The organism is Paenarthrobacter sp. TE3676 (assembly GCF_056279165.1).
Window position 1 is genome coordinate 81,083 of record NZ_JBWBQU010000001.1, and the last position, 22,518, is coordinate 103,600.

21 protein-coding genes are annotated in these 22,518 nt (G+C 62.1%); 11 read left to right on the top strand and 10 right to left on the bottom strand.

The features are described 5' to 3' along the window. The 3 genes from sigK to ACZ881_RS00390 form a co-directional block, all read right to left on the bottom strand. Window positions 1-606: an ECF RNA polymerase sigma factor SigK gene (sigK, locus tag ACZ881_RS00380; RefSeq protein ID WP_476112641.1), complete on the bottom strand. Its 606-nt coding sequence runs from the start codon at window positions 604-606 to the stop codon at window positions 1-3. A 188-nt stretch (window positions 607-794) separates the two neighbouring features. Next, a complete protein-coding gene (locus tag ACZ881_RS00385; protein ID WP_178996968.1) occupies window positions 795-1,262 on the bottom strand; it encodes a tRNA (cytidine(34)-2'-O)-methyltransferase in 468 nt (155 codons plus the stop codon). Window positions 1,263-1,300: 38 nt separating this feature from the next. Beyond that, on the bottom strand, window positions 1,301-2,245 hold the full coding sequence (locus ACZ881_RS00390) for a J domain-containing protein (protein ID WP_476111882.1): 945 nt from the start codon (window positions 2,243-2,245) through the stop codon (window positions 1,301-1,303). Between the two features lie 154 nt (window positions 2,246-2,399). On the opposite strand from ACZ881_RS00390, the gene ACZ881_RS00395 reads away from it, so the two are divergent. The 4 genes from ACZ881_RS00395 to ACZ881_RS00410 all read left to right on the top strand — a co-directional run bounded on the left by ACZ881_RS00395 (window position 2,400) and on the right by ACZ881_RS00410 (window position 6,108). Beyond that, window positions 2,400-3,293 carry a diacylglycerol/lipid kinase family protein gene (locus tag ACZ881_RS00395; protein ID WP_476111883.1) on the top strand — a complete coding sequence of 298 codons (894 nt, stop codon included), beginning with the start codon at window positions 2,400-2,402 and terminating at the stop codon, window positions 3,291-3,293. A 131-nt stretch (window positions 3,294-3,424) separates the two neighbouring features. After that, a complete protein-coding gene (locus tag ACZ881_RS00400; RefSeq protein WP_476111884.1) occupies window positions 3,425-4,099 on the top strand; it encodes a hypothetical protein in 675 nt (224 codons plus the stop codon). A gap of 51 nt (window positions 4,100-4,150) precedes the next feature. Next, the gene (locus ACZ881_RS00405) at window positions 4,151-4,834 is read left to right on the top strand and encodes a helix-turn-helix transcriptional regulator (RefSeq protein WP_476111886.1); all 684 of its coding nucleotides are present in this window, start codon (window positions 4,151-4,153) and stop codon (window positions 4,832-4,834) included. Window positions 4,835-4,875: 41 nt separating this feature from the next. Next, entirely contained in the window at window positions 4,876-6,108 is a 1,233-nt protein-coding gene (locus tag ACZ881_RS00410) for a cysteine desulfurase family protein (protein WP_476111887.1), read from the top strand. A 9-nt stretch (window positions 6,109-6,117) separates the two neighbouring features. Here the strand turns inward: ACZ881_RS00410 and ACZ881_RS00415 are convergent, their stop codons facing one another. Then, window positions 6,118-7,353 carry an NAD(P)/FAD-dependent oxidoreductase gene (locus tag ACZ881_RS00415; protein WP_476111888.1) on the bottom strand — a complete coding sequence of 412 codons (1,236 nt, stop codon included), beginning with the start codon at window positions 7,351-7,353 and terminating at the stop codon, window positions 6,118-6,120. 181 nt (window positions 7,354-7,534) lie between these two features. On the opposite strand from ACZ881_RS00415, the gene mnmA reads away from it, so the two are divergent. The 7 genes from mnmA to ACZ881_RS00450 all read left to right on the top strand — a co-directional run bounded on the left by mnmA (window position 7,535) and on the right by ACZ881_RS00450 (window position 16,008). Then, window positions 7,535-8,656: a tRNA 2-thiouridine(34) synthase MnmA gene (gene mnmA, locus ACZ881_RS00420; RefSeq protein WP_243836845.1), complete on the top strand. Its 1,122-nt coding sequence runs from the start codon at window positions 7,535-7,537 to the stop codon at window positions 8,654-8,656. A gap of 171 nt (window positions 8,657-8,827) precedes the next feature. Next, on the top strand, window positions 8,828-10,456 hold the full coding sequence (locus ACZ881_RS00425) for an ABC transporter substrate-binding protein (protein WP_476111890.1): 1,629 nt from the start codon (window positions 8,828-8,830) through the stop codon (window positions 10,454-10,456). A gap of 127 nt (window positions 10,457-10,583) precedes the next feature. Beyond that, window positions 10,584-11,675, top strand: a complete 1,092-nt coding sequence (locus ACZ881_RS00430) for an ABC transporter permease (protein WP_091468608.1) — start codon at window positions 10,584-10,586, stop codon at window positions 11,673-11,675. Between the two features lie 2 nt (window positions 11,676-11,677). Further along, a complete protein-coding gene (locus tag ACZ881_RS00435; RefSeq protein WP_476111892.1) occupies window positions 11,678-12,682 on the top strand; it encodes an ABC transporter permease in 1,005 nt (334 codons plus the stop codon). Continuing rightward, window positions 12,679-14,385, top strand: a complete 1,707-nt coding sequence (locus ACZ881_RS00440; protein WP_476111894.1) for a dipeptide ABC transporter ATP-binding protein — start codon at window positions 12,679-12,681, stop codon at window positions 14,383-14,385. The genes ACZ881_RS00435 and ACZ881_RS00440 overlap by 4 nt, the downstream gene beginning before the upstream one ends. Before the next feature lie 195 nt (window positions 14,386-14,580). Beyond that, window positions 14,581-14,970, top strand: a complete 390-nt coding sequence (locus tag ACZ881_RS00445) for a chorismate mutase (RefSeq protein WP_054808477.1) — start codon at window positions 14,581-14,583, stop codon at window positions 14,968-14,970. 12 nt (window positions 14,971-14,982) lie between these two features. After that, on the top strand, window positions 14,983-16,008 hold the full coding sequence (locus tag ACZ881_RS00450; RefSeq protein WP_476111895.1) for a uroporphyrinogen decarboxylase/cobalamine-independent methonine synthase family protein: 1,026 nt from the start codon (window positions 14,983-14,985) through the stop codon (window positions 16,006-16,008). Between the two features lie 11 nt (window positions 16,009-16,019). Here the strand turns inward: ACZ881_RS00450 and ACZ881_RS00455 are convergent, their stop codons facing one another. The 6 genes from ACZ881_RS00455 to ACZ881_RS00480 are packed head-to-tail and all read right to left on the bottom strand — an operon-like array spanning window position 16,020 to window position 22,073. Further along, window positions 16,020-16,733 (bottom strand): DUF4166 domain-containing protein, encoded by a 714-nt coding sequence (locus ACZ881_RS00455; protein ID WP_476111896.1) that lies wholly within the window; start codon window positions 16,731-16,733, stop codon window positions 16,020-16,022. Window positions 16,734-16,770: 37 nt separating this feature from the next. Beyond that, window positions 16,771-18,063: a DUF58 domain-containing protein gene (locus ACZ881_RS00460; RefSeq protein ID WP_091468595.1), complete on the bottom strand. Its 1,293-nt coding sequence runs from the start codon at window positions 18,061-18,063 to the stop codon at window positions 16,771-16,773. A gap of 32 nt (window positions 18,064-18,095) precedes the next feature. Continuing rightward, window positions 18,096-19,226 (bottom strand): AAA family ATPase, encoded by a 1,131-nt coding sequence (locus ACZ881_RS00465; protein WP_476111897.1) that lies wholly within the window; start codon window positions 19,224-19,226, stop codon window positions 18,096-18,098. Further along, complete coding sequence (locus tag ACZ881_RS00470; RefSeq protein WP_476111898.1) at window positions 19,223-20,425, bottom strand: DUF4350 domain-containing protein; 1,203 nt, start codon at window positions 20,423-20,425, stop codon at window positions 19,223-19,225. Before ACZ881_RS00470 ends, ACZ881_RS00465 begins: the two co-directional genes overlap by 4 nt. After that, entirely contained in the window at window positions 20,422-21,111 is a 690-nt protein-coding gene (locus ACZ881_RS00475) for a DUF4129 domain-containing protein (protein ID WP_476111899.1), read from the bottom strand. The genes ACZ881_RS00470 and ACZ881_RS00475 overlap by 4 nt, the downstream gene beginning before the upstream one ends. Beyond that, window positions 21,108-22,073: a DUF7847 domain-containing protein gene (locus ACZ881_RS00480; RefSeq protein ID WP_476111901.1), complete on the bottom strand. Its 966-nt coding sequence runs from the start codon at window positions 22,071-22,073 to the stop codon at window positions 21,108-21,110. The genes ACZ881_RS00475 and ACZ881_RS00480 overlap by 4 nt, the downstream gene beginning before the upstream one ends. Window positions 22,074-22,518: the final 445 nt, after the last annotated feature.

The following is a 22,518-nucleotide window of genomic DNA, read 5'->3' on the forward strand; positions in this document are numbered from 1 at the left end:
TCAACCCACCCCCAGGCAGGTCTTCAGACGTAGTAGTCCATCACGGATGCGGGATTTGATGGTGGGGACAGCGGCACCGAGATGCTCGGCTACTTCCCGGTAGGTCAGTCCGCCATAGTATGCGAGGCGGACGGATTCGCGCTGCGTGTCCGTGAGCGTACCGAGGCAGCGGCTAACAGCTTCGGCCTCCAGGTTCGTGTCGGCTTCCTCTGCCACCAGGTCGCGGTCCGGATCGAGGCTCGCTGCGCCGTACTTGGCTTCGCGGTCGGTTGCCGCTTGCACGGCGCGGACACGGTCAATGGCCCGCCGGTGGGCGATGGTCATCAGCCAGGCCAATGGAGTCCCGGCGGCACGGTCGAATTTGGCAGCACCCTGCCAAACCTGGATATAGACCTCTTGGGTGGCGTCCTCGCTGAGGTCAGGGTCTATCAGGACGCGCCTGGCCATACCGAACACACGCCGCGAGGTGAGGCTATAGAACTCGGCGAAAGCATGCTGGTCGCGTGCTGCCACGAGTTCGAGCAAGCCAGCCAGCTGCGAGTTCAGATCAGTCGCAGAGCCGGTAGCTTCGGAGACCGGGGGGCCGGGGTTGTTGGGGATGTCCATCACCGTCCAGCATATGTCGTCCGGTTTGAAACCGGCAGCATCACGGGATTGCGTCGACGGCGCGGCGGTGCAGCGGCTTGCCGTCATCACCTTGGTCTGCAGCGCACTCACGTAGGCTCCCTCAACGAATGTCCAAGGCAGGAGTTGTCCTGCATAAGGTATTCGGTGCTGTGGGGCCGTTGGATGGGCTACACCTTGGCGCCGGCAAATCCGTTCTGCCGCCAAGCTTCAAAGACGGCGATCGAAGCAGCGTTGGCCAGGTTGAGCGAACGGAGCGAAGGCTTCATGGGAAGGCGAACACGCGCTGTAACGTGCGGATCCTGTTTGAGCCAATCCGGCAGGCCCACGGATTCCGGACCAAACATGAGGACGTCGCCCTCGCGGTAACTGATGTCCGTATAGGACGTCTCACCGTCGGAGGTGTAGGCAAAAACCCGTTCCGGCTTGAGTGCGGCCCACGCGGCATCGATGTCTTTGTGGACAGTAACTACGGCGAGATCGTGGTAGTCGAGGCCGGCGCGGCGCAGCTTGGCATCGGAAAAATCGAAGCCGAGGGGCTCCACCAAGTGAAGCTCGGCCCCCGTGATGGCGGCCAAACGGATGGCGTTGCCCGTATTGCCCGGGATTTCTGGAGTGTGGAAGAGGATGCGGAACACGGTCCCATCTTAGTCAGCCGCGTAGAAGTCGGCTGCGCCTAGTGCATCCCGCGAAGCAGACGTGCCAGGACTGGTATCACCACAGTGTTCGGCGCTGGCCCTGAACTGAGAAATTGCTTGAGCCCCCTCACCAGCCCTGCCGCGTTGACTACTTCCACAGCGTTGTGGCTCGACTGGCCCTTGCCGTATTGGTCGATAACTGGTTCGTGGAGGTTGCCGTCAGGACTGTGCAGAACCACCCAGCCGGTGACATTGAGTTCGGGAAAGAGGTCCTGCATATGGCGGACGATGTGCGCGAGCTGCGGTGGAGCTACCGAACGACCGCCGTGCCGCAGCGAGTGGCCATCCCAGGCATAGGCACCTCTGGGCAGGAGCATGGAACCGATCAGCGCCAGCCGGTAGCCGGAAAGGACGGCGTGATCGATGTGATTGTTGTCCGACGGCGAGCGCAAGCCGTTGATCAGCCTGGCGGCGGGTATGGCAGTCAGGACCTGCCGGCTGATGAGCTGCACAGTGCGCATCTCGCGTTGAATGCGGGCCTCGGCTCCAAATTTGCCGCGTTTGCGCGGGAGCCCGTGGACCTGCTGGGCCGCTTCGGCCGCTGAAATGAGCGGAACCTCGGTGGGATCGTCAAACGCAGGGACATAGACCGGGGGGTCGCCCGCCGTATTGCGCTGGGCCTGGGGTCGCTTGACGTTTGTGGTGGCGGAGGGACCCGGCGAGGCAGCGCCGGTGTAGTCCCCGGGCCGGGGCTGACTGACGCTTGAGGCTCCACAGGCGTACCTTCGGTCGTATTCGGCCCGTCGTTTGGGATCAATCAGGGTTTCGTAAGCGAGGGTGACACGCCGGAACATCTCGGCTTCTCCACCGTGGTCAGGGTGTGCCTTCCTGGCAGCCTTTCGGTACGCCACTTTGATCTCCTTGTCCGTAGCTGTGACGGAAACGCGGAGAACCTGATAGTGCGAGCTGTTGCCCTCGGCCAAGCACGGGCCCTTCTCTGTGATGGTGGTGCGCTTCCGGGGAAGCGCGGTACTGGCAAGTTTATCCAGCCACTATGTGAACGTCGGTAACGGGCCCCGTGGTTCCCGCTGGCATAATTCACGCTGTGAACCCTTCGGCAACCGATAACACCTGAGCATGCCGAAGAAAATCGCTGTCGCCATCAACCCTGCTGCCTCGTTCGGCCGCGGGCGCAATGCCGGGCACCAAGCCGTAGGTCTCCTCCGCGCCGCCGGCCTGGACGTCGTCGTACTTGAAGCGGACGACTACGACGCCCTGCGGAGGGCGGTGGATGTGACCTTGGCGGCTGGTGTGGAGGCGTTGGTAGTGGTGGGTGGCGACGGCATGGTCCATCTGGGTGTCAATGCGGTTGCCGGGATGGACATTCCCCTCGGCATTGTTCCTGCCGGAACAGGCAACGACGTCGCGCGGCTGTTGGCTTTGCCGCTGAACGACACTGGTGCCGCGTGCCGCAGGCTGCTGGCTGCCCTGGAAACGGGCGGGCGCAGGATCGACGTCGGACGGGTCGCCGCAGGCGGTGAGACCAGCTACTTCGCGGGCGTCCTGTCCGCCGGCTTTGATGCGGCCGTCAACGAGCGGGCCAATTCCTGGCGGTGGCCCCGCGGGAAGAGCCGGTACAACCTTGCGATGCTCAGGGAACTGGTTTCCTTCCGGCGAATCACCTACACCGTGACCGCCGATGACGTGGCCTGGCGTCAGCCTGCCTTGCTCATTTCAGTGGCCAACGGTCAGTTCATAGGCGGGGGCATGCAGATTACACCTGACGCGGTTCCCGATGACGGGTGGCTGGACATGTTTGTGGTGAAGCCCTTGTCGCGGCTCAGCTTCCTTGCCGTGTTTCCCAAGGTTTTCGCCGGAAAACACACCAGCCATCCTGCCGTGGAGATCAAGCGCGTCCGGAAAGTGCAGTTGGACGCCGAAAGCGTGGTGGCCTACGCCGACGGGGAGCGCATCGCCGAGTTGCCCGTCGTCGTCGATCTTGTTCCCGCAGGCTTATGGGTGCTTGCCTAGTGCGTGCGCGGTGCTGGCGGAGCCTCGTTGCGGCAGGCGGCTAGACTCGATCGCGGCGACAAGCCGCGGTTGCCGGATATCAGGCGGCATGGCCCGGACGGCAGGGCTTAGGGAGCAGACGGGGAGAAATAGTGGCGAACAACGTTCGACGACGACTGGCTGGCTTGGTTGCCGGCGGAGCCGCAGGCGTCCTGCTGGCTGGCTGCACTGTCAACGTTCCGGATCCGGCAGCCCCGAAGCCTTCGCCATCGGTATCCACGCTGGCTACTCCGACTATCACTCCTGGACACGATGCGGCCGCGGTGGCCGCCAAGGATTTGCCGCTGGCAGCAGGAGGAACCTTGGCACCGGGGGAGCCGGTGACTGTCTCCACGCGGTTGGAGGAAGTGCCAGGCTGGTCCGTGGTTCACTCCGCCCTGCAGGGTGAGACCAGATACAAGAAGACGGATGGATGCATTCTCGCGGTCCGGGTCAGCGTGAACCAGGGGCCGTTGGTGGTGGCTGGCGACGACGTCGCGTCAACCAAGGCATTGTTCGATTACTTGAATGCCGGCGCTGCGGTGGACAGCTTGAAGCCGGCGTCGTTGCGTTGGGGGGAAGACTCTGACAAACCGCAACACAGCGTTGAGTTCCTCAGTTTGGAATCCTCTTCAGCATCCGGCGGCCAGTCGGCTGTTGTCCTGGCCAGGTTGTTCAGCGCCCCCGCGTCCTCGGTGTATGTCTCCCTGGCATGCCCGGATGACAAGACCTTGGCCCCGGCGCGTGCTGAGATCATGGCCCAGCTCGTCGTGGTACCGCCGTCTTGATCCGGGCAGCGCATAAAGCAGCAATTCTTGTTTTTAGAGTTAACGTAATGCATGGGCACTTTCGACCTCCCGTGGATCCGCAAAATCGCAGCTATCGCTGTGTTGGGCGATGAGAACCGCCGCAAGTTGTATGAATACGTTCTGAATGCCAGCAGCGCGGTGGGGCGGGATGAGGCGGCCTTGACTCTGGACTTGCCCCGCAGTTCGGTGTCTTTCCATTTGGACCGCCTGGTTCGCGAAGGACTTTTGCAAGTCGAGTTCAGGAAGTCGCCCGACCGGACGGGTCCAGGCTCGGGGCGGCCATCCAAGCTGTACAGGCCAATGGTGGATGAGATTGGCGTCTCCATCCCGGAGCGGCACTATGACCTCGCCGGCCACCTCATGGCTGCAGCCATCCAGCGGGCTGAGTCCGATGGCGCTCCCGTTGAGGCTGCCCTGCATGAGGTCGCTTCAGCCAGGGGAAGCGAGTTGGGAAGGCCTGGCGATTTCCTGGGTGCGATCTCGGAGCTTGGGTACCATCCCACCCCCGATGCCTCCGGGGGATACCGCCTGCTGAACTGTCCCTTCCATCGCCTGTCGCTGGACCACAAGGAGGTAGTGTGCGCCATGAACGGCGCCTTCCTCAGCGGTGCTGCGACGGCCTCCGGACTCAGCGCCGACGTCGTCGTGCCGGATCCGGACCATGCACCGGGACACTGCTGTGCGCGCATCACCACCCTTGAGGGCGATTCCTGAGCGGGCGGCTTCTGAACGCTCGTCGTCGGTAGAATTGCAGGGTGCCTGTATACCTTGACCATGCTGCAACCACGCCCCTGTCGGCCCAAGCGCTGGCCGTCATGACGCGCGAACTCGCGCGGACGGGGAACCCCTCGTCGCTGCACGGCGCAGGGCGCCGCGCGAGGCGGGCGGTAGAGGACGCACGGGAGACGCTCGCCGCGGCTGCCGGGGCACTTCCATCTGAGGTTATTTTCACCTCAGGCGGGACGGAAGCGGACAACCTGGCAGTCAAGGGGCTGTTTTGGGCCAGGCGGGACGAGAACCCGCGCCGCACGCGCATCCTCTGCTCCGCCGTGGAGCATCATGCGGTCATGGATACCGTGGAGTGGCTTGAAAAGCATGAAGGCGCGCACGTTGCATGGCTTCCCGTGGACGCAGACGGGAAGGCCCGGATGGACGTCATCAAGCACGAAATCGAACGCGAGCCCGAATCGGTAGCCCTGATCACCGTCATGTGGGCCAACAATGAAGTAGGCACCATCCAGCCGGTTACGGAGATCGTGGAACTGGCGAAGCAGCATGGCATTCCGGTCCACTCCGACGCTGTCCAGGCGTTCGGTTCCGTTCCTGTGGATTTTCGTGGTTCCGGGCTCTCCGCAATGTCCGTCTCAGGGCACAAGCTTGGTGGTCCCGTAGGGGTTGGCGCCCTTTTCCTGGGGAGGGCTGTGAAGCTGACGCCGGTGCAGCACGGGGGTGGCCAGGAGCGCGATGTACGGTCCGGGACGTTGGACACCCCCGCAATTGCAGCCTTTGCCGCAGCCGCCGAGGCTGTGACGGCAAACTTGGAGCGTGAACGTGAACGCCTCAGCTCGTTACGGGACCGCCTCATCCGCGGGGTACTCGAATTGATTCCCGACGCGGTGCTGAGGGGTGCTCCCGGGGACGGTCGGCTGCCGGGAAACGCCCACTTCACCTTCCCTGGTTGTGAAGGCGACTCACTGCTCTTTCTCCTGGACCTGGCAGGTGTTGAATCTTCTACGGGTTCGGCGTGCACCGCTGGTGTGCCCAGGCCATCACACGTCCTCCTGGCCATGGGCTTGGACGAGGATACTGCCCGCGGCGCCCAGCGATTTACCCTGGGCCACAGTTCCACCGAGGCGGATGTGGACGCGCTCCTGAAGGCACTTCCCGAGGCATGCCTCAGGGCCAGGCAGGCAGGAATGGCTGGTCATGAATCCAGCATTCAGACAGCGGCGACGGTAGCCCGGCAAGCCTCGGCAGAAACTTTGTAGAGACTCCTGCTAGCCAGGCACCAGTTCGTCCAGCGGTACTCCGGGATCCGTCAGTTTCACTACATCTACCGGGACGCGGTTCGAAATCAATGCCTTGATGGGTTTCTGGACGCGGCTCTGGTTGACGCTCATTCCGGCCACTACATTGCCCTCCCTCAACCAGAAAGCAATGAAGCTGCCCTCATCCAACGAGCCGCGAATCACCGGTGGGATTCCGAGTGTCAACGAGGGAAAGCCCGAGTACTCCATGCTCAGGCTGAACTGGTCCGTATAGAAGTAGGGCACCACATCCAATCTGGCGTCCTGGCCCATCATGGACTTTGCCGCCACTTTGCCGCCGTTGAGTGCGTTGGCCCAATGCTCGCTGCGATGGTGCTCGCCGGTAAAGGGATGCAGTGCGTTGGCGACGTCTCCGGCGGCCAGCACATCCGGAGCGCTGGACCTCAGTCCGGCATCCACCAGTATTCCATTGCGTATTTCAAGCCCGGCGGCTTCGGCAAGTGCTGTGTCCGGTACGACGCCGACGGCAACGATGACGACGTCAGCAGGCAGCATTTCGCCGGTATTGGTGCGAACCGCCGTCGCCATGCCGTCCTGTCCATCAATCCCGACGGCGCTTGCCGGGAGACGGAAACTGACGCCTTGGTCTTCATGGAGACGTTGGAAGTATAGGCCGAGTTCAGGGCCGATAGCGGCACTCAAAGGTATGTCTTCCAGCCCCAGCAGCGTGACGTCGTTGCCGTACGTGCGGGCTGCAGCGGCCAGTTCCATACCGATCCATCCGGACCCGATCATGACCACCCTCCGTCCTCCGCCTTTCAGGAGGGACCGAAGTCGCAGGCTGTCATCCAGTGTCCGGAACGTCATGACTCCGCCAAGGTCTACGCCGGGAAGCGGGAGAGTACGAGGCCGGGCACCCGTAGCCAGAAGCAGTTTGGAGTAGACGAGGCGTCGGCCGTCGGCCAGAGTTACCTGATGTCCATCAGGGTAGATCCGGCTGACGGGGCTGCCAAGAAGAAGCTCGACGTCGTTCTCCCCGTACCAGTCCCCGGGTACTACGAGGGCAGAATCTGCGTCAGCTTTACCCAGGAGGAATTCTTTGGACAGGGGTGGGCGTATGTAGGGTGTCCGCTGCTCGGCGCCCACCACGGTGACGTCCCCTCCGTAGCCCTCGGCCCGGAGGGTTTTGGCCGCAGTAGCCCCGGCGAGCCCGCCGCCCGCAATAACGATGTGTTCGTTTGCCATGTCAGCTCGATTCTAAAACCACTAGTTTTGACTTTAGAAGCAGGGGTGTGGCCAGTCAAGGGGTTTTAGGGCGGGCGTGACATTACGGGCTAGAATGGATGGGCACGCCGACTCTTCCCAGCCGGATCAGTTGCTCCAAATCCCACAGACACAGAAAGCCAGCATGCGAGTACTTGCAGCAATGAGCGGCGGAGTAGACTCCGCCGTGGCCGCAGCCCGGGCCGTGGAGGCCGGACACGACGTCGTCGGAGTCCACCTTGCGTTGTCGCGCATGCCCGGCACCCTGCGCACAGGAAGCAGGGGCTGCTGCACCATCGAAGACTCGCGCGATGCTTGGCGTGCCTGCGACGTTCTGGGCATTCCCTACTACGTGTGGGACTTCTCGGAGCGTTTCAAGGAAGATGTGGTCCAGGACTTCATTGATGAGTACGCTGCGGGCAGGACGCCCAACCCTTGTATGCGGTGTAACGAGCGGATCAAGTTCGCCGCCCTCCTGGAAAAGGCCATTGCGCTGGGCTTCGACGCCGTGTGCACCGGTCACTATGCCAAAGTCATCGAAGACGCCGACGGCAACCGTGAACTTCACCGCGCCGCCGATTGGGCCAAGGACCAGAGCTACGTTCTCGGTGTGCTGACCCACGAGCAACTCAAGCACTCCATGTTCCCGCTGGCCGACACCCCTTCCAAGGCTGAGGTGCGTGCGGAGGCCGAGCGTCGCGGGCTGTCCGTGGCCAACAAGCCGGACAGCCACGACATTTGCTTTATTTCCGACGGTGACACCCGCGGATGGTTGGCCGAGAAGATTGACATGACAACCGGCGACATCGTTGACGAAACCGGTGTCAAGGTTGGCGAACATCCCGGTGCCAACGCCTTCACGGTGGGGCAGCGGCGCGGCCTGAAGCTGGGAACCCCCGCGGCAGACGGTAAGCCCCGGTTCGTCCTGGAGATCCGCCCCAAGGAAAACAAGGTGGTCGTGGGACCGGAAGCCCTGCTGGCGATCGACGAGATTCGCGGTATCAAGGTCTCCTGGGCCGGCGTGCCCATTTCCGAAGTCGCCACCGGCGCTGAGTTCGACTGCCACGCCCAGGTCCGGGCGCACGGCGATCCTGTTCCGGCAATCGCCCGTGTTGAATCCGTTGCTGACGAATCCGGAGTGGAGCGTGCCCAGATTGTTGTCACGCTGACGGATCCCTTGAGAGGCGTGGCCCCGGGCCAGACCGTCGTTCTCTACCAAGGCAGCCGCGTCCTGGGGCAGGCAACCATTGACGCGGCCCGCTCACTCCAGCGGGAAGTCCTCTAGGAGCCGGCACCTTCCCGGCGAAACCTACTGGAAAGTAAATTTTGTGTCTCGAATCACAAAATGAAGGGTTCGCGGCCTTCGAAGTCTGATTGAATCGTGGAATCAAGAGTGCGCGCCGTCACAAATATCCCACGGCGGCGCGCCGAATCCATCGAACAGAAGGTTCACCAGATGGCACTGAACAAGAAGGCCCTGCACGGCGTTATCGCGCTGGCGGGCATTTCCGCGCTCGCCCTGACGGCATGCACGGGTCCCTCCGGCGGCGGTTCATCATCCGCCCCGGCCGCCGCAGGCCCCATCGCCTACGGCACTACTGACAAAGTCACGTCGCTGGATCCTGCCGGGTCCTATGACAACGGTTCGTTTATGGTGATGAACCAGGTCTACTCATTTCTCCTGAATTCGAAGCCCGGCGGTGCGGAGCCCGTTCCCGACCTCGCCGAATCGTCGTCGTTCACGGCGCCGTCGGAATACACCGTCAAGCTCAAGTCGGGTCTCAAGTGGGCCAACGGGCACACTTTGGATTCCAAGGACGTCAAACACTCCTTCGATCGACAGGTGGCAATCAACGATCCCGCCGGACCTGCCTCGCTGCTGACCAACATCGAAAGCGTAAGTACGCCCGATGCCACCACCGTGGTATTCAAGTTGAAGAACGCCAACGACCAAACGTTCAGCCAGATCCTCAGCAGCCCTGCCGCGCCGATCGTGGACGATGAAGTCTTCCCGGCCGACAAGATTCTTTCGGACGACGAGATCATCAAAGCGAACGCGTTCTACGGCCAGTACACGATTGACAGCTACAAAAAGAACGAACTGGTCAGCTTTAAGGCCCTCGCTGACTACCAAGGCGTTCTTGGCAAGCCCGCCAATGATGCTGCCACCATTAAGTACTACGCCAGCCCCACCAACCTGAAGCTGGAAATCCAGCAAGGTGCCATTGACGTAGCCTTCCGCAGCCTGAGCGCCACGGATATCGACGACCTGCGCAAGGACTCCAAGGTCAAGGTCCTCACCGGACCGGGTGGCGAGATCCGCTACATCACCTTCAACTTCGACACCATGCCGTACGGACCCAAGGCAGCCGGCGCAGACCCTGCGAAGGCACTCGCAGTTCGCCAGGCCGTGGCCAACCTCGTTGACCGCCAGGCTATCGCTGACCAGGTATACAAGGGCACCTACCTGCCCCTGTACTCCAACGTTCCGAGCGGATTCCTCGGCGCCAACGAGTCGTTCAAGGACGCCTATGGCGATGCCGGAAAGCCAAGCCTGGACAAGGCAAAGAAGGTCCTGACGGATGCCGGCATCACGGAACCCGTCGCACTGAACCTGCAGTACAACCCGGATCACTACGGCGGATCCTCCGGCGATGAATACGCCATGGTCAAGGAGCAGCTGGAGAAGTCCGGTCTCTTCACCGTGAACCTGCAGTCCACAGAATGGGTCACTTACAGCAAGGCCAGCCGTGCCGACGAGTACCCGTTGTTCCAGTTTGGCTGGTTCCCGGACTTCAGCGATTCCGATAACTACCTGACGCCGTTCTTCCCGGAAGGCGGCTTCCTGAAGAACCATTACAACAATCCCGAAGTCAATGGGCTGATCGCCAAGCAGCTGACGGATGCGGACAAGACCAGCCGCGAGGCTGCCATCAAGGATGTCCAGAACGCCTTGGCCAAGGACATTTCCACCCTGCCCCTGCTCCAGGGCGCCCAGGTGGCGGTTGTCGGAAGCGGCGTGAATGGCGTCGAGAAGACACTGGACCCATCGTTCAAGTTCCGCCTCGGAGTAATTTCCAAGTAACCGCACCTTTGTGAGGAAAGGGAGGCGGGACACTGATCCGGTGTCCCGCCTCCTTTGCTGACCACCCAGGTGGCCGGCTCGCATGAGACAACCCCGCGCAATCCACGGGCAGGAAATGCAGGTAACAATGACAACACTTATTGAGGTTCCCGAGGCTGAGCCCGGCATCGTTGCTCCCAAGAGCAAGTCCAAAGCCGGGGGAGGTCTGGGCAGATACATCGTGGTCAGGTTTTTCCTGATCATCCCCACCGTCTTCATCTTGGTGACTCTCGTCTTCTTCCTGATGCGGGTCATTGGAGACCCCATCACGGCATCGCAAGGCGGACGCCTGCCCCCGGACGTCCTGGCCCAGCGAATACAAGAGGCCGGCTACGATCGGCCCGTACTGGTCCAGTACTTCGAATACCTGGGCCAACTCATCACCGGCAATTTTGGCAGCACCATCACCGACCGGCGGCCAGTGGTGGAAGTACTTACCACTTTCGGTGCAGCCACACTCGAGCTGTCGATCAACGCACTGATCGTCGCGCTGGCAGTCGGCATCCCCTTCGGTCTCATTGCCGCACAGCACCGGGACAAGACTCCTGATGCGTTTCTGAGGTTCTTCGCCATCCTCTGCTACGCCACACCTGTTTTCTTCTCCGGGCTCCTCCTCAAACTGACGTTTTCCGTGTGGCTTGGATGGTTCCCCGTAGCTGGTCGAGCCTCTACGCGAACGGAACTGACCATGAGCGGCCTGGCTGCACCGTCAGGCATTTACTGGCTGGACGCATTGCGCAGCGGCAACTTCGCAGCCCTGGGGGACATCGTGGCCCACGCGGTGCTCCCCGCAGTAGCCCTCGGATTGTTGACCGCCGGCGTCTTCCTGCGACTGGTGCGCACCAACGTCATCGGCACGCTGGGAAAGGACTACGTTGAGGCCGGGCGTTCCCGCGGTGTCAGTGAGTTCCGCCTGGTGACCAAGCATGCCTACAAACCGGCACTGATTCCCATCATTACTGTCATGGGCCTGCAAATTGCCCTGATGCTGGGCGGCGCCATTCTGACCGAAACCACCTTTGAGTGGAAGGGCCTGGGCTATCAACTGGTGCAGTACCTGAACGCGCGCGACTTTGTGGCCGTCCAGGGAATCGTTGTATTGCTGGCCATCATTGTGGCCGTCACCAACTTCGTGGTGGATATTATTGCCGCACTCATCGACCCTCGAGTGAGGTACTGACCATGAGCACTTCCCCATTGACCCGACCCAAGCAGCCCTTGTTCTCAAGGCTTCCCGTGGTAAGCCACTTGAAGAAAAGCGTCGGACTTCAGCGAGGCATGCTCATTGTGGGCCTTGTCCTCAGTGGACTCTTCATCCTTACGAGCATCTTTGCACCTCTCCTTGCTCCCTATGGCTACTCCCAACTCAGCGACGCATCCGGTTCGTTTCCCACCCAGGAAGCTCCGAACTCCAAGCACCTGCTGGGAACAACTGTTGGCGGCTACGACGTCTTGTCACGGGTGGTTTGGGGTTCCCAAACAGCGGTGACAGTCATCGTTGTGTCAGTGGCGATGTCCTTGTTCCTCGGTGTCGCCCTTGGTCTGCTCAGTGGATATTTCGGAGGGTGGCTGGACAGGATTCTGGTGGTAGTGGCGGATGCCATCTATGCGTTTCCTACCCTGCTCCTGGCAATCGTAATTTCCATCGTGATCAGCCGGGGACAATCCAGTTTCTGGGGCGGCATCTTCTCTTGTGCTTTCTCCATCACGGTGGTCTTTGTCCCGCAGTACTTCCGGGTCATCCGGGCAGAGACCATTCGTCTCAAGGCCGAGCCGTTCGTCGAGTCGGCCAAAGTGCTCGGGGCTTCCAGCGTGCGCATCATTGGGAGGCACATTTTCAAGAACGCCACCCGGACCCTGCCGCTCATGTTCACCCTGAACGCTTCCGAGGCGATCCTGACGCTCGCCGGCCTGGGCTTCCTTGGCTTCGGCATCGAGCCCACATCAGCCGCTGAATGGGGGTTTGACCTCAACAAGGCACTGGCGGACACTTCGTCCGGTATTTGGTGGACGGGCGTCTTCCCCGGGATCGCGATCGTACTCACGGTCCTGGGGCTGACCCTCGTGGGCGAGAGCATCAACGACCTCAATGACCCCCGGATCCGTGGACGCAAACGCGCGGGCAGGACACCAACACCAACAACGGCAGGAACGCCTTCAAACCCGACAGAGGCAGGCAAGCCATGACCACCAACTTGGGAAATGAGTCAGATCACGTCAGCACCGAGCCGCCTGTACTAACCATCGATCGGCTCCAAGTCACCTTCGCCACTGATGGCGGGGACGTTCACGCTGTAAAGGACGTCAGCCTGGAAGTTGGAGCCGGTGAAGTCGTGGCCATCGTAGGGGAATCGGGTTCCGGCAAAACCGTGACAGCCAAAACCATCCTGGGCCTGCTTCCGGAAACTGCCATCAGCTCCGGTGCCGTGGTGATCAACGGCAACAACGTCATCAGCGTCAGCAAATCGACGCTTCGCAAAATCCGTGGCCGGGATGTTGCCATGGTGTTCCAAGAGCCTTCCACGGCCCTGAACCCGGTCTTCACCGTGGGCTGGCAGATTGCCGAAGGTATCCGGGCACACGCCACGGACGGCCGTCGCATCTCCGCCAAGGAAGCCAAGCACCGGGCAACCGAGGCGCTCCGCAAGGTGGGCATCCCGGATCCTGAGACGCGGGTCAACTACTACCCGCACCAGTTCTCAGGTGGTCAGAAGCAACGCGTGGTAATCGCTGCGGCCTTGGCCCTCAACCCGGGACTGATCGTGGCGGATGAGCCTACCACCGCGCTGGATGTCACAGTCCAGGCTGAAATCCTGCAGCTCCTCCGCGACCTGAGGGACAACTATGGCACCTCAATCGTGCTCATCACGCACAACATGGGTGTAGTGGCAGATTTGGCCGACCGCGTTGTGGTCATGTACCAGGGCGACGTTGTGGAGGAGGCTCCTTCACGGGTCCTGTTTGCCGAACCCCGGCAGGAGTACACCAGGAAACTGCTGGCCGCAGTACCGCACCTCGGACGAAACTCGGCCTCCGAGGGTGCCCGTGGCCGGCTCCACCAGGGAGGCAAAATCCTGGTGGAAGCAAAGAACCTCACCATCGAATACCCCGGCCGTTTCGGCAGGCACGGGTTCAAGGCCGTGGACAACGTCAGCTTTACGGTCTCGGAGAATGAGGTTTTCGGACTGGTCGGTGAATCAGGTTCCGGAAAATCCACCATTGGACGGGCCATAGCTGGCCTGACCCGAACCACCGGAGGCAGCCTGAAGGTTCTTGGGTACGAGATGCTGGACTTCAAAGAGCGTACCTTCCGTCCGCTCCGCAAGGAGATCGGCTTCGTTTTCCAGGATCCGGCGGCGTCCTTCAACCCGCACCTCACCATCGGCGAGTGCGTCGCAGAACCGCTGCTTATCCACACCAAGCCCGGTGCCGCTGAGGCGAGGAAAAAGGTAGGTGAGCTGCTCGAATCAGTCCAGCTGCCGGCGTCGTACGCGGAGCGCTACCCGCACGAGCTGTCCGGCGGGCAGCGGCAGCGCGCATCCTTGGCGAGGTCGCTGGCACTCAACCCGCGCCTCCTGATCGCCGACGAACCCACCTCCGCCTTGGATGTCTCGGTGCAGGCCAAAGTGTTGGACCTGTTCAAGGACATACAGGAGCAGTACGGTTTCGCGGCTCTGTTCATCAGCCACGACCTCGCAGTAGTGGACATGTTGTCCCACTGGGTTGGCGTGCTGTACAAAGGCCAGCTGGTGGAGCAGGGGATCGGAAACCATGTGATGGGCTCACCGCAGCATGAGTACACCAAGAGGCTCATCGCCTCGCTGCCGGTGCCGGACCCCGACGAACAAGCACGACGGCGGGAAGCGCACCGCACTCTGCTGGGCGGCTAGATCGTTGCTTGGCGACTAGACCGTCCCCGGAGAATCCACGCAATGTAGAGAAGGTACGCCCCCCACTGTGGCGGGCGTACCTTCTCCGCGTTAAGGGATACGCCAATAGCTGAGGCCATGGTTGCTGTAACGTGCCTGTCCTGGCCCGCAGGTATCACCCGCGGCTGGACCGCCCCACACCATAGACTGGGATGCATGACCGAGCAGAACAACGCCCTTCCTGATGACGCCGATTCCTTCAACCCGGCAGCGAGCTCCCTGGCCGGCCAAGTGGACCGTGCAGTCATGGACGAGCTGTTGTCCATCCGGTCCAGCATCGACAACATTGACGCAACACTTGTCTTCCTGCTCGCGGAACGCTTCAAGGCCACCCAAAAGGTAGGAATCCTCAAGGCCACCCACAAGCTTCCCGCCGGAGATCCGGGCCGCGAATCGGCCCAGATCGCCCGCTTGCGACGGCTGGCCGAGGACGCGCACCTTGATCCAGCCTTCGCAGAGAAATTCCTCAACTTCATCATCAGCGAAGTGATCCGCCATCACGAGGCAATCGCCGAGGATCACCAGATTTCCAGCCAGCAGGCCTGAGCCGTGGCGGAAATGGCTAATTTGCGCGCCAGCGCCACCGCACTGGGCCCGTGGCCCGGAAGCGACCCCGCGGAAGCAAACCGGATCATTCGGGGCGAATTGGGGGACCCCCACCTTCCTTTCCTGCCCGAGTTGCCTGATCGAGGGGTGGGCTCGGATGCTGTCGGAAGGACCGGCTCACTGTTGGTCGACCTGGCAATCGATGTCCAACCGCACGGCTGGCGTCTGGTGGACAAGCCCGGGAAGGATGCCCGGCGCGCCCGCTCTGCGCTCTCGACCGACCTCAATATATTGGCCGACATAGCTGGTGCCGAGGATGTCGCTGCAACGGAGTTCAAAATCCAGCTGTTGGGCCCCATGAGTCTTGCTGCCAATCTTTACCTGCACAACGGCGAACGGGCACTTCTGGATTATGGCGCCCGCAGGGACATTGCGGAATCTTTGGCCGCCGGCATCACAGAGCACCTCAGCCGCATCGCCTCGGCTGTCCCGGGTGCCCGGTTGGTGGTTCAAATTGACGAGCCGGACATCGCCTCCGTCACGGCCGGCACGATCCCGACGGCGAGTGGCTACCGAACATTGCGGTCCATATCCGGCGAGGAAGTGACAGGCGCGTGGCGAGTGGTGATCGACGCTCTCAAGAGTGCGGGAGTCGTCGAGGCCGTGGTCTCAGTACCGGAAATCGAAGCGCCCATCGAGCGAATCCTGGCAGCGGGAGCCGACGGCGTCGCGGTGCCCCTGAAAGCCCTGACGACACGCCAATGGGAGCAGCTGGCTGTAGCAGTGGAGGACGGAAAACGCCTGTGGGCGGGCGCACTGTCAACAGGCGAGCCACAGGCGCAACTGCCACGCACCGCCGAGGTTGTTGAAAGCATCGCGAAGCCGTGGCGGCAGCTCGGGCTTCCTGCCTCGGGCTTGGCGGGACTCCGGGTTACTCCCTCTAAGGGGCTGGCTGACTTCAAGCCTTCAAGGGCCAAGGCTGTGCTATCTAAACTGACCCAAGTGGCAGACGGACTGGACCAGCTTGCTCAGGGCTAACTGCGAAGGCGTCAGATTCTCTCTTCCCAGCGGTCTGGTTCCGCATAGCGGGGGAGAGAGGTACCGGGCGCAGCTCCTGGCAGATATGGTGCCAAGCGGTAGTCGAAGCGACCTGCGTATACAAGGACCAAGCCGATCTGGGGCTGGATGACTTTGACTTGGATGCGGTGCTTGCGCTCTGCGCTGTCCCACCACTGCTCCGCGTAGGCACGCGCATCAAGTGCGTTCGGCAATGGTACTCGCAAGGGGCCAAGGAATAGTCTGCTTGCTTTGGACACGCCACGAAGGCGGCCCTCAGCGGTGACGCTGACATCCAGGTCCGTGACAAGACGGCGATAACGCCCCACATGGTCCACCAAATGGGCATTTCGATGGTCGGAGCCAGTCAGGACCGCGCTCGTCGTATCGTGGAACAGCCGTGTACCCGAAGGGAAATAGATCTCCCGACGGGCCGTCAGGGCCGGTCGTCCGAAAGGATCCAGATGGGCGTGGTTTTCGATGCGGAACGGAATGCTCTCACCGTAATCAGGAAAGAAAGCCTCCTCGCTCCCCGTCAGGGCGAGCAGTGGCCGCAACCACTTTTGACGGCACCCGACAACGTCAAAGACTCCCTCTCCGATTCCATACGATCCGGAGCCGGCAGCCAACGAAAAATACTCCTGGAGCTCCGGGGTTAGCCGGCTGAACTCGTCGCCGAGTGCCAGCTGGTAGATGGGGGTATTCATTGCGGTCCTTCCTTGTACGTGGAACTAAACCTTGGAACTAGAGCCTCCCGGCTGCTTTGAGCCGTATGTAGGTGTCAGCGAGTAAGGGAGGAACATCGTGGGGTTCGGCGTCAACCACTTCGGCTCCGAGTTGCCGGAGCTGCGCCGTCACCGCGGAACGCTCCAACAATGCGCGCTCGGCGGCGGCTGCACGGAAAACCTGGCTGGCCGTCGTTCTTTCTTCTTTCATGGCAGACAGCAGGGGATCCCGGACCGATGCCACCACCACAACGTGTTGGCGCGACAATTGCGCCACAGTGGGGAGGAGCCCCTCTTCGGGGGCGCCGCCGTCGAGCGCTGTCAAGAGGACCACCATGGATCGGTGCGCCGAAACTGCCCGTACCTGAGCCGGAACCTGCTGCCAATCCAGTTCGATCAGTTCAGCTTCCAAGGGGGCCATGGCTTGGACGAGTTGACCCAGCAGATTGCCTTTTGAGGCCGATTCAACGCGTGCGCGAATTCGCCGATCGTAAGCGAGGAAGTCCACGCGGTCGCCTCCGCGCTCGGCCAGCACCGCGAGCAGCAGCGCCGCCTCAATTCCGGTGTCGAGCCGGGGTTCATCCTCGATTCGGGCGGCTGCTGTGCGTGAAGTGTCAAGCACGATGACCACGCGCCGGTCGCGCTCCGGGCGCCACGTCCGTACCACCACTGAAGTCCGCCGCGCGGTGGCCCGCCAGTCGATGGACCGGACATCGTCACCGCGGACGTAGTCCCGCAGTGAGTCGAATTCGGTGCCGGCCCCACGGATCTGTACGGCGGCCCTGCCATCCAACTCCCTAAGCTTCCGGAGTTTGGAAGGGAGATGACGTTTTGAATGGAACGGGGGGAGGACCCGCAGTTGGCCAGGCAGGGCGCGGGTCCGCTGCCTTGCGGCCAAACCCATGGGGCCAAACGATCGGATGGTCACGTGGGGGCTTTTGAGGTCGCCGCGACGACGAGGAACCAGGGTCACGGTCATGCGGCGACGCTCTCCGGACGGGACTACCAAGGACTGTGCAGCGTTCACTGCGCCGGCGGAGGGCTGCCACGTGTCTCTTACCTCGGCGCGCAGCTTGCGCCGCGTGCCATTGGTGACAGTGACAACGGAGTCCGTCTCGCCCTCAAGCGTCACGTTTCCAGGTTGCCTGCGTTCCAGGGCAAGCCTCGCGGGCGAGGCTGCCAAGACAAGATCCGCAACCAGTAAGAGCAGCAGCCCCACGGCCACGAACAGGACGGTGCTCCACGCGGGAAAAACCACCAAGGGCACCAAACCCAGAAGGGCCAGCAACACGAAACGACCCGTAATGGCCACTCAAACCCCCTCGGCCAATGCCGGTCGGAAGATCACCGCGGCACCGGGACGGACGCCAGGATACTGCCCAGGACGTCGTCCACTTGGATGCCGTCCATTTGAGCCTCCGGACGCAGACCCACCCTGTGCCTCAGGCACGGCAACGACAAAGCCTTGACATCGTCCGGAGTCACGAAAGTCCTGCCGGACAACCATGCCCATGCCTTTGAAGTGTTGAGAAGGGCGGTGGCTCCACGGGGAGAAACGCCGAGTTGGAAAGAAGGAGCAGACCGCGTTGCGCGCACCACGTCAACTATGTACGCGAGGATTTCCGGAGCCACGGCCACTTGCGCGACAGCCGCTTGGGCACTGGAAAGCTCGACGGCGCCCGCCACGGGCCGTACGCCGGCTGCAGACAGGTTCCGGGGATCAAAGCCGTTGGCGTGGCGACGGATGACCTCGATCTCCTCTGCCCGTCCAGGTAGTGGCATGGTCAGCTTGAGGAGGAACCGATCCAGTTGTGCTTCCGGCAAGGGGTAGGTGCCTTCGTATTCCACCGGGTTCTGGGTTGCCGCCACAATGAACGGGCTCGGAAGCGGACGCGACACACCATCCACCGAAACCTGGCGTTCCTCCATTGCTTCCAAGAGCGAGGCCTGGGTCTTGGGCGGGGTCCGGTTGATCTCATCGGCCAGCATGATGTTGGTGAAAACCGGTCCCTCGCGGAAAGTGAACTCAGAGGTGTGCGAGTCATATACCAGTGAACCCGTGACGTCGCCGGGCATGAGGTCCGGAGTGAACTGGACGCGCTTTGTGTCCAGGCTCAGCGCGGTGGACAACGCCCTGACCAACAGGGTCTTGGCTACACCGGGTACACCTTCGAGGAGAACATGTCCGCCACAGAGCAGGGCGATCAGCATACCCGTTACGGTGGGGTCCTGACCGACCACGGCCTTGCCCACCTCTGCCCTGACATTCAGCAGTGACTGCCGCGCCGGATCCTCACCGGGCCGGCGCTGTCCGTTTTCTGCGGGTCCGGTTGCCTGAGGCGCACCCTGCCGGGTAGCACCCTGCGGGCTGGCGTCTTGCTGGGGTGCATCGGGCTGCATAACATCCGGGCGAGGCGTCGTACCTCCCGCGGAGTGGCTGTTGCTGTCCGTATAGCTGTTTGGCTGGCTGCTCATCGGGCGGTCGCCTCCTGTTCGATTCGTTCGATTTGTTGTGCCCACTGCACCAGTTGTCCTTCGCTTTCCGGCATGAAGTCGATCAGGACAAATCGGACTTCCTGGGTTGATTGCGCCGCATGGCGGGCTGTTGCGTCGACTATTGCTTCGGCGGTGGTGTCAGCGCCGAGGTTGAAGTGCCGGGCCAACCGTGAGAGGGTTCCTGCCCTCAAGTTGTTGGCTGCCCGCCCCACAGCCCGTGAATCCTGGTAAAGGCGTGCCCGGCCTTCTGCTGTCTCGACGGCCTTGACCACCACGGGCAGCGGCTCGAATACGAGAGGGCCCATGCGCCGGCCCCGCCAAGCGATGGCCAACAGGGCTACCAAGCCCAGCCACGGTCCGGCGAAGGCCAGCCATCGCGGTGCCAGCTCGTTCAGTGTGGGGTTTGAATTGGAGGCGGAGATATCGCCGACGCCCGGGATGTACCACACGAGGTCCGCGTTGTTCCCCAAGGTACGCAGGGCAAGGGCAGCATTGCCCTCCAAGGCTAGGTGTTGATTGTCCATGAGTTCCCTACTGCCCAGGACGATGACCCGCCCATCGGCTGACGCCGCATACAAGCCTGGTCCGTCCTCGCGGGTGGGATAACAAACCACGGGCCCGGACAGGACAGATCCTTGTGCGGACACCCGGCCCGCCGCCCTGGCATCTTCCTGTTCACATCCGGGTTCGATCACCTGTGTTGCTTCTGGAACCACACCGCCGGGCCGGATCCCCTGGTTCAGGCCATTGAGTGTCCTCAGCCGTGGAGCAACTACCACAACGCGGTCTGCTGCGGCAGTGATCTCCTCCAGTTGGGACCGGTCAAGAAAGCCCTGCGCGTCAAAGAGGAGAACCGTGGCTTCGTCCTTGGCTGACAACGTATCCATAGTGTCTTCAAACGTGTCTGTCGGAGTGACGGAAACTCCGTGGCGTGCGAGGATTTCGGCTGCAGCCATGGCGCCGTCCGGCGCTGGATTCCGTGCGGAGAGCCGCCGGGAATCAGTTGCGCCGGAGACGCTGTTGATGGCCAGGAAAGTGACCAAGCCTGCAAGCAGGGTGCCGAGGGCAATCCATACCAGGTGTTTCCGGAACCAGGCCCTGAAACGTTGACCCGCGGGAAGTCCTTCGGCAGCGGCATTGTCGGTACCCGGGGTGCTATCTTCCAAGATGGTGGTCATCGTGGTACCGCGAATCCGGCGTGGCCTTGTCCTGTGAAGTCGGGCTTCAGATCAAGAAGATCAGCGTCCAGCTGGCGGACGGACTCATAGTCCGCCCGTGTTGCGGCTTGTTCGCCGTACCGCACGGCGTCGAAAACACCCGCAGCGGCGAGCAGCCTGACTTGGGCCGAACCAAAAACCTGGCCCAGTTGACCGGCTGCTTCGTCTGCCGTCCTGCCCGCTCGAGCATCAATGATGTCCCGTTCTTCGGCAGATCGGACAAGAGCGCGAAATTGATCGACGACGGCGGCCGGCCAGTTGCCACTGTCGGCTGCAGTCGCCGCCCTGCTTCGGTAGCTCCCGGCGTCGACGCTCTGGTCTTCTCCATAGAGATCTCCGGGTTCTTTCCGTCGTCGGGCGTTGAGTCTTGGCCGAACGACGACGACGGCAGCGATGATGAGTGCCAGCGCCAAAACCACAATCAACGGGACAGCAAGGTTGGGTCCGGTGCCAGGTCCATCACCTTCCAACGATGCCAGCCAGTCCAGGAAATCCCGCCACAACTGGTCCAGCCAGCCGGGCCTTGCATCCGGATATCGGGGATTCGATAGCTCCTCAGCAGCCCAACGCCGGGCTTCGTCACGGTCCGGTTCCACCGGTGGTTCCATGAATGCCAACGGTGCAATGTCAATGGCGGCGACCTTCATGCGGGAGGCCGCTGCCCGGGGGGAACGGAAGGAAACTGCCCGCCATCAGGTGGCCAGCTGGTGTTTCGTGTCAACGTGGATGGCCCACCGGGAATACCGTCAGGATCGGAACCAGTTTCCATGAGCCGCATCAATTCAACATCCAGGCCATCGCGACGCATCCGAAGATCCATGTAGATCAAGCCCGACACGGACGCTTGAAAGGCGAATGTCACGGACCCCACCAACGCCCCAATCGCAGTGGAGATGACAGTGGTCAGAACCAACGTTGAGGTCATCGAGTCGGGATCAGGGTGGGGTGCAACTACTCCACCAATGGCCGCGGAGGCCAAGGACACAGGAATTTGGACGATCTGCGCGATGATTCCCACCATGATGGCTACCACCAGGGTGATGCCGAAGATCCGCCACCAATTGTTCTTCGTCAATCGCCAGGATCGGAGCAATCCTTGGAAAACGCCGGTCTTCTCCACCACGATGGCGGCGGGAGCCAGCATTAACTTCAGGCCGATCCAAACGAAGGCCACAAAGGAACCCAGGCCCAAGGGCAGGACGATAAGCAGGGCCGCGGGTCCCATCGCAGTGAATAACAAGATCGCTACCCCGATCACTGCGGCAGCTACGAGCAGGCCGCCCAGCGTCAGCAGCGCGGCAACGCCGAGGAGCGGCAGGATTCCCGGGCCTGCAAGCTTCCACATTTGCTTGAAGCCAGTCCGGCGGTTGAGAACCGAGCGGGAGACCGGGACAACCAGAACTCCTTGGAGGACAGAACCCAGGAAACCGATCAGCACGGAAACGCCCAGGGTGCCGGCCATGAAAGCGAGGAACGGGCCCATCGCATCGGCCAACTCTGCTTCTGAACTGACAGATTCAAGGGAAGTCGACAGCTGGAACATCCCAACGGTGACGATGCCGATGAAGACTGCTCCAATGGCTTGGACAATCAGGGCGGAACCAAACATCGAGGCAGCATTGCGGCGGATTGTTTGGAAGGAGCCATCCAGAATCTCGCCGAACTGCAGCGGACGCAGGGGAATGACTCCTGGCTTTGGGGGCGCGACGTAGAGGGGCTGCCCATACGGAGGCCCTGGGGGCCATCCCGGAGCAGCTTGGCTTGGATGGTTCTGCCCGCTGCTCTGCGGTGGCGCCCAGCCCGGAGGGCCTCCCCATTGTGGTTGGTTTCCCCACTGCGGTTGATTTCCCCACTGCGGTTGATTTCCCCATTGCGGCTGGTTTCCCCAGGCGGGCTGACCGCCCGGCGGATTCTGGCCGTGCTCTGGTTGTGACACGATTCCCTCCCCATAAGATCCGGCCCGCCGACTCCCGACGTCCCCCACACGGACCTTCGCACCCAGCCTATAGTCCCGCCGTCGTCCCTCATAGCCTGTAGCTCATGCTGCCACCGGG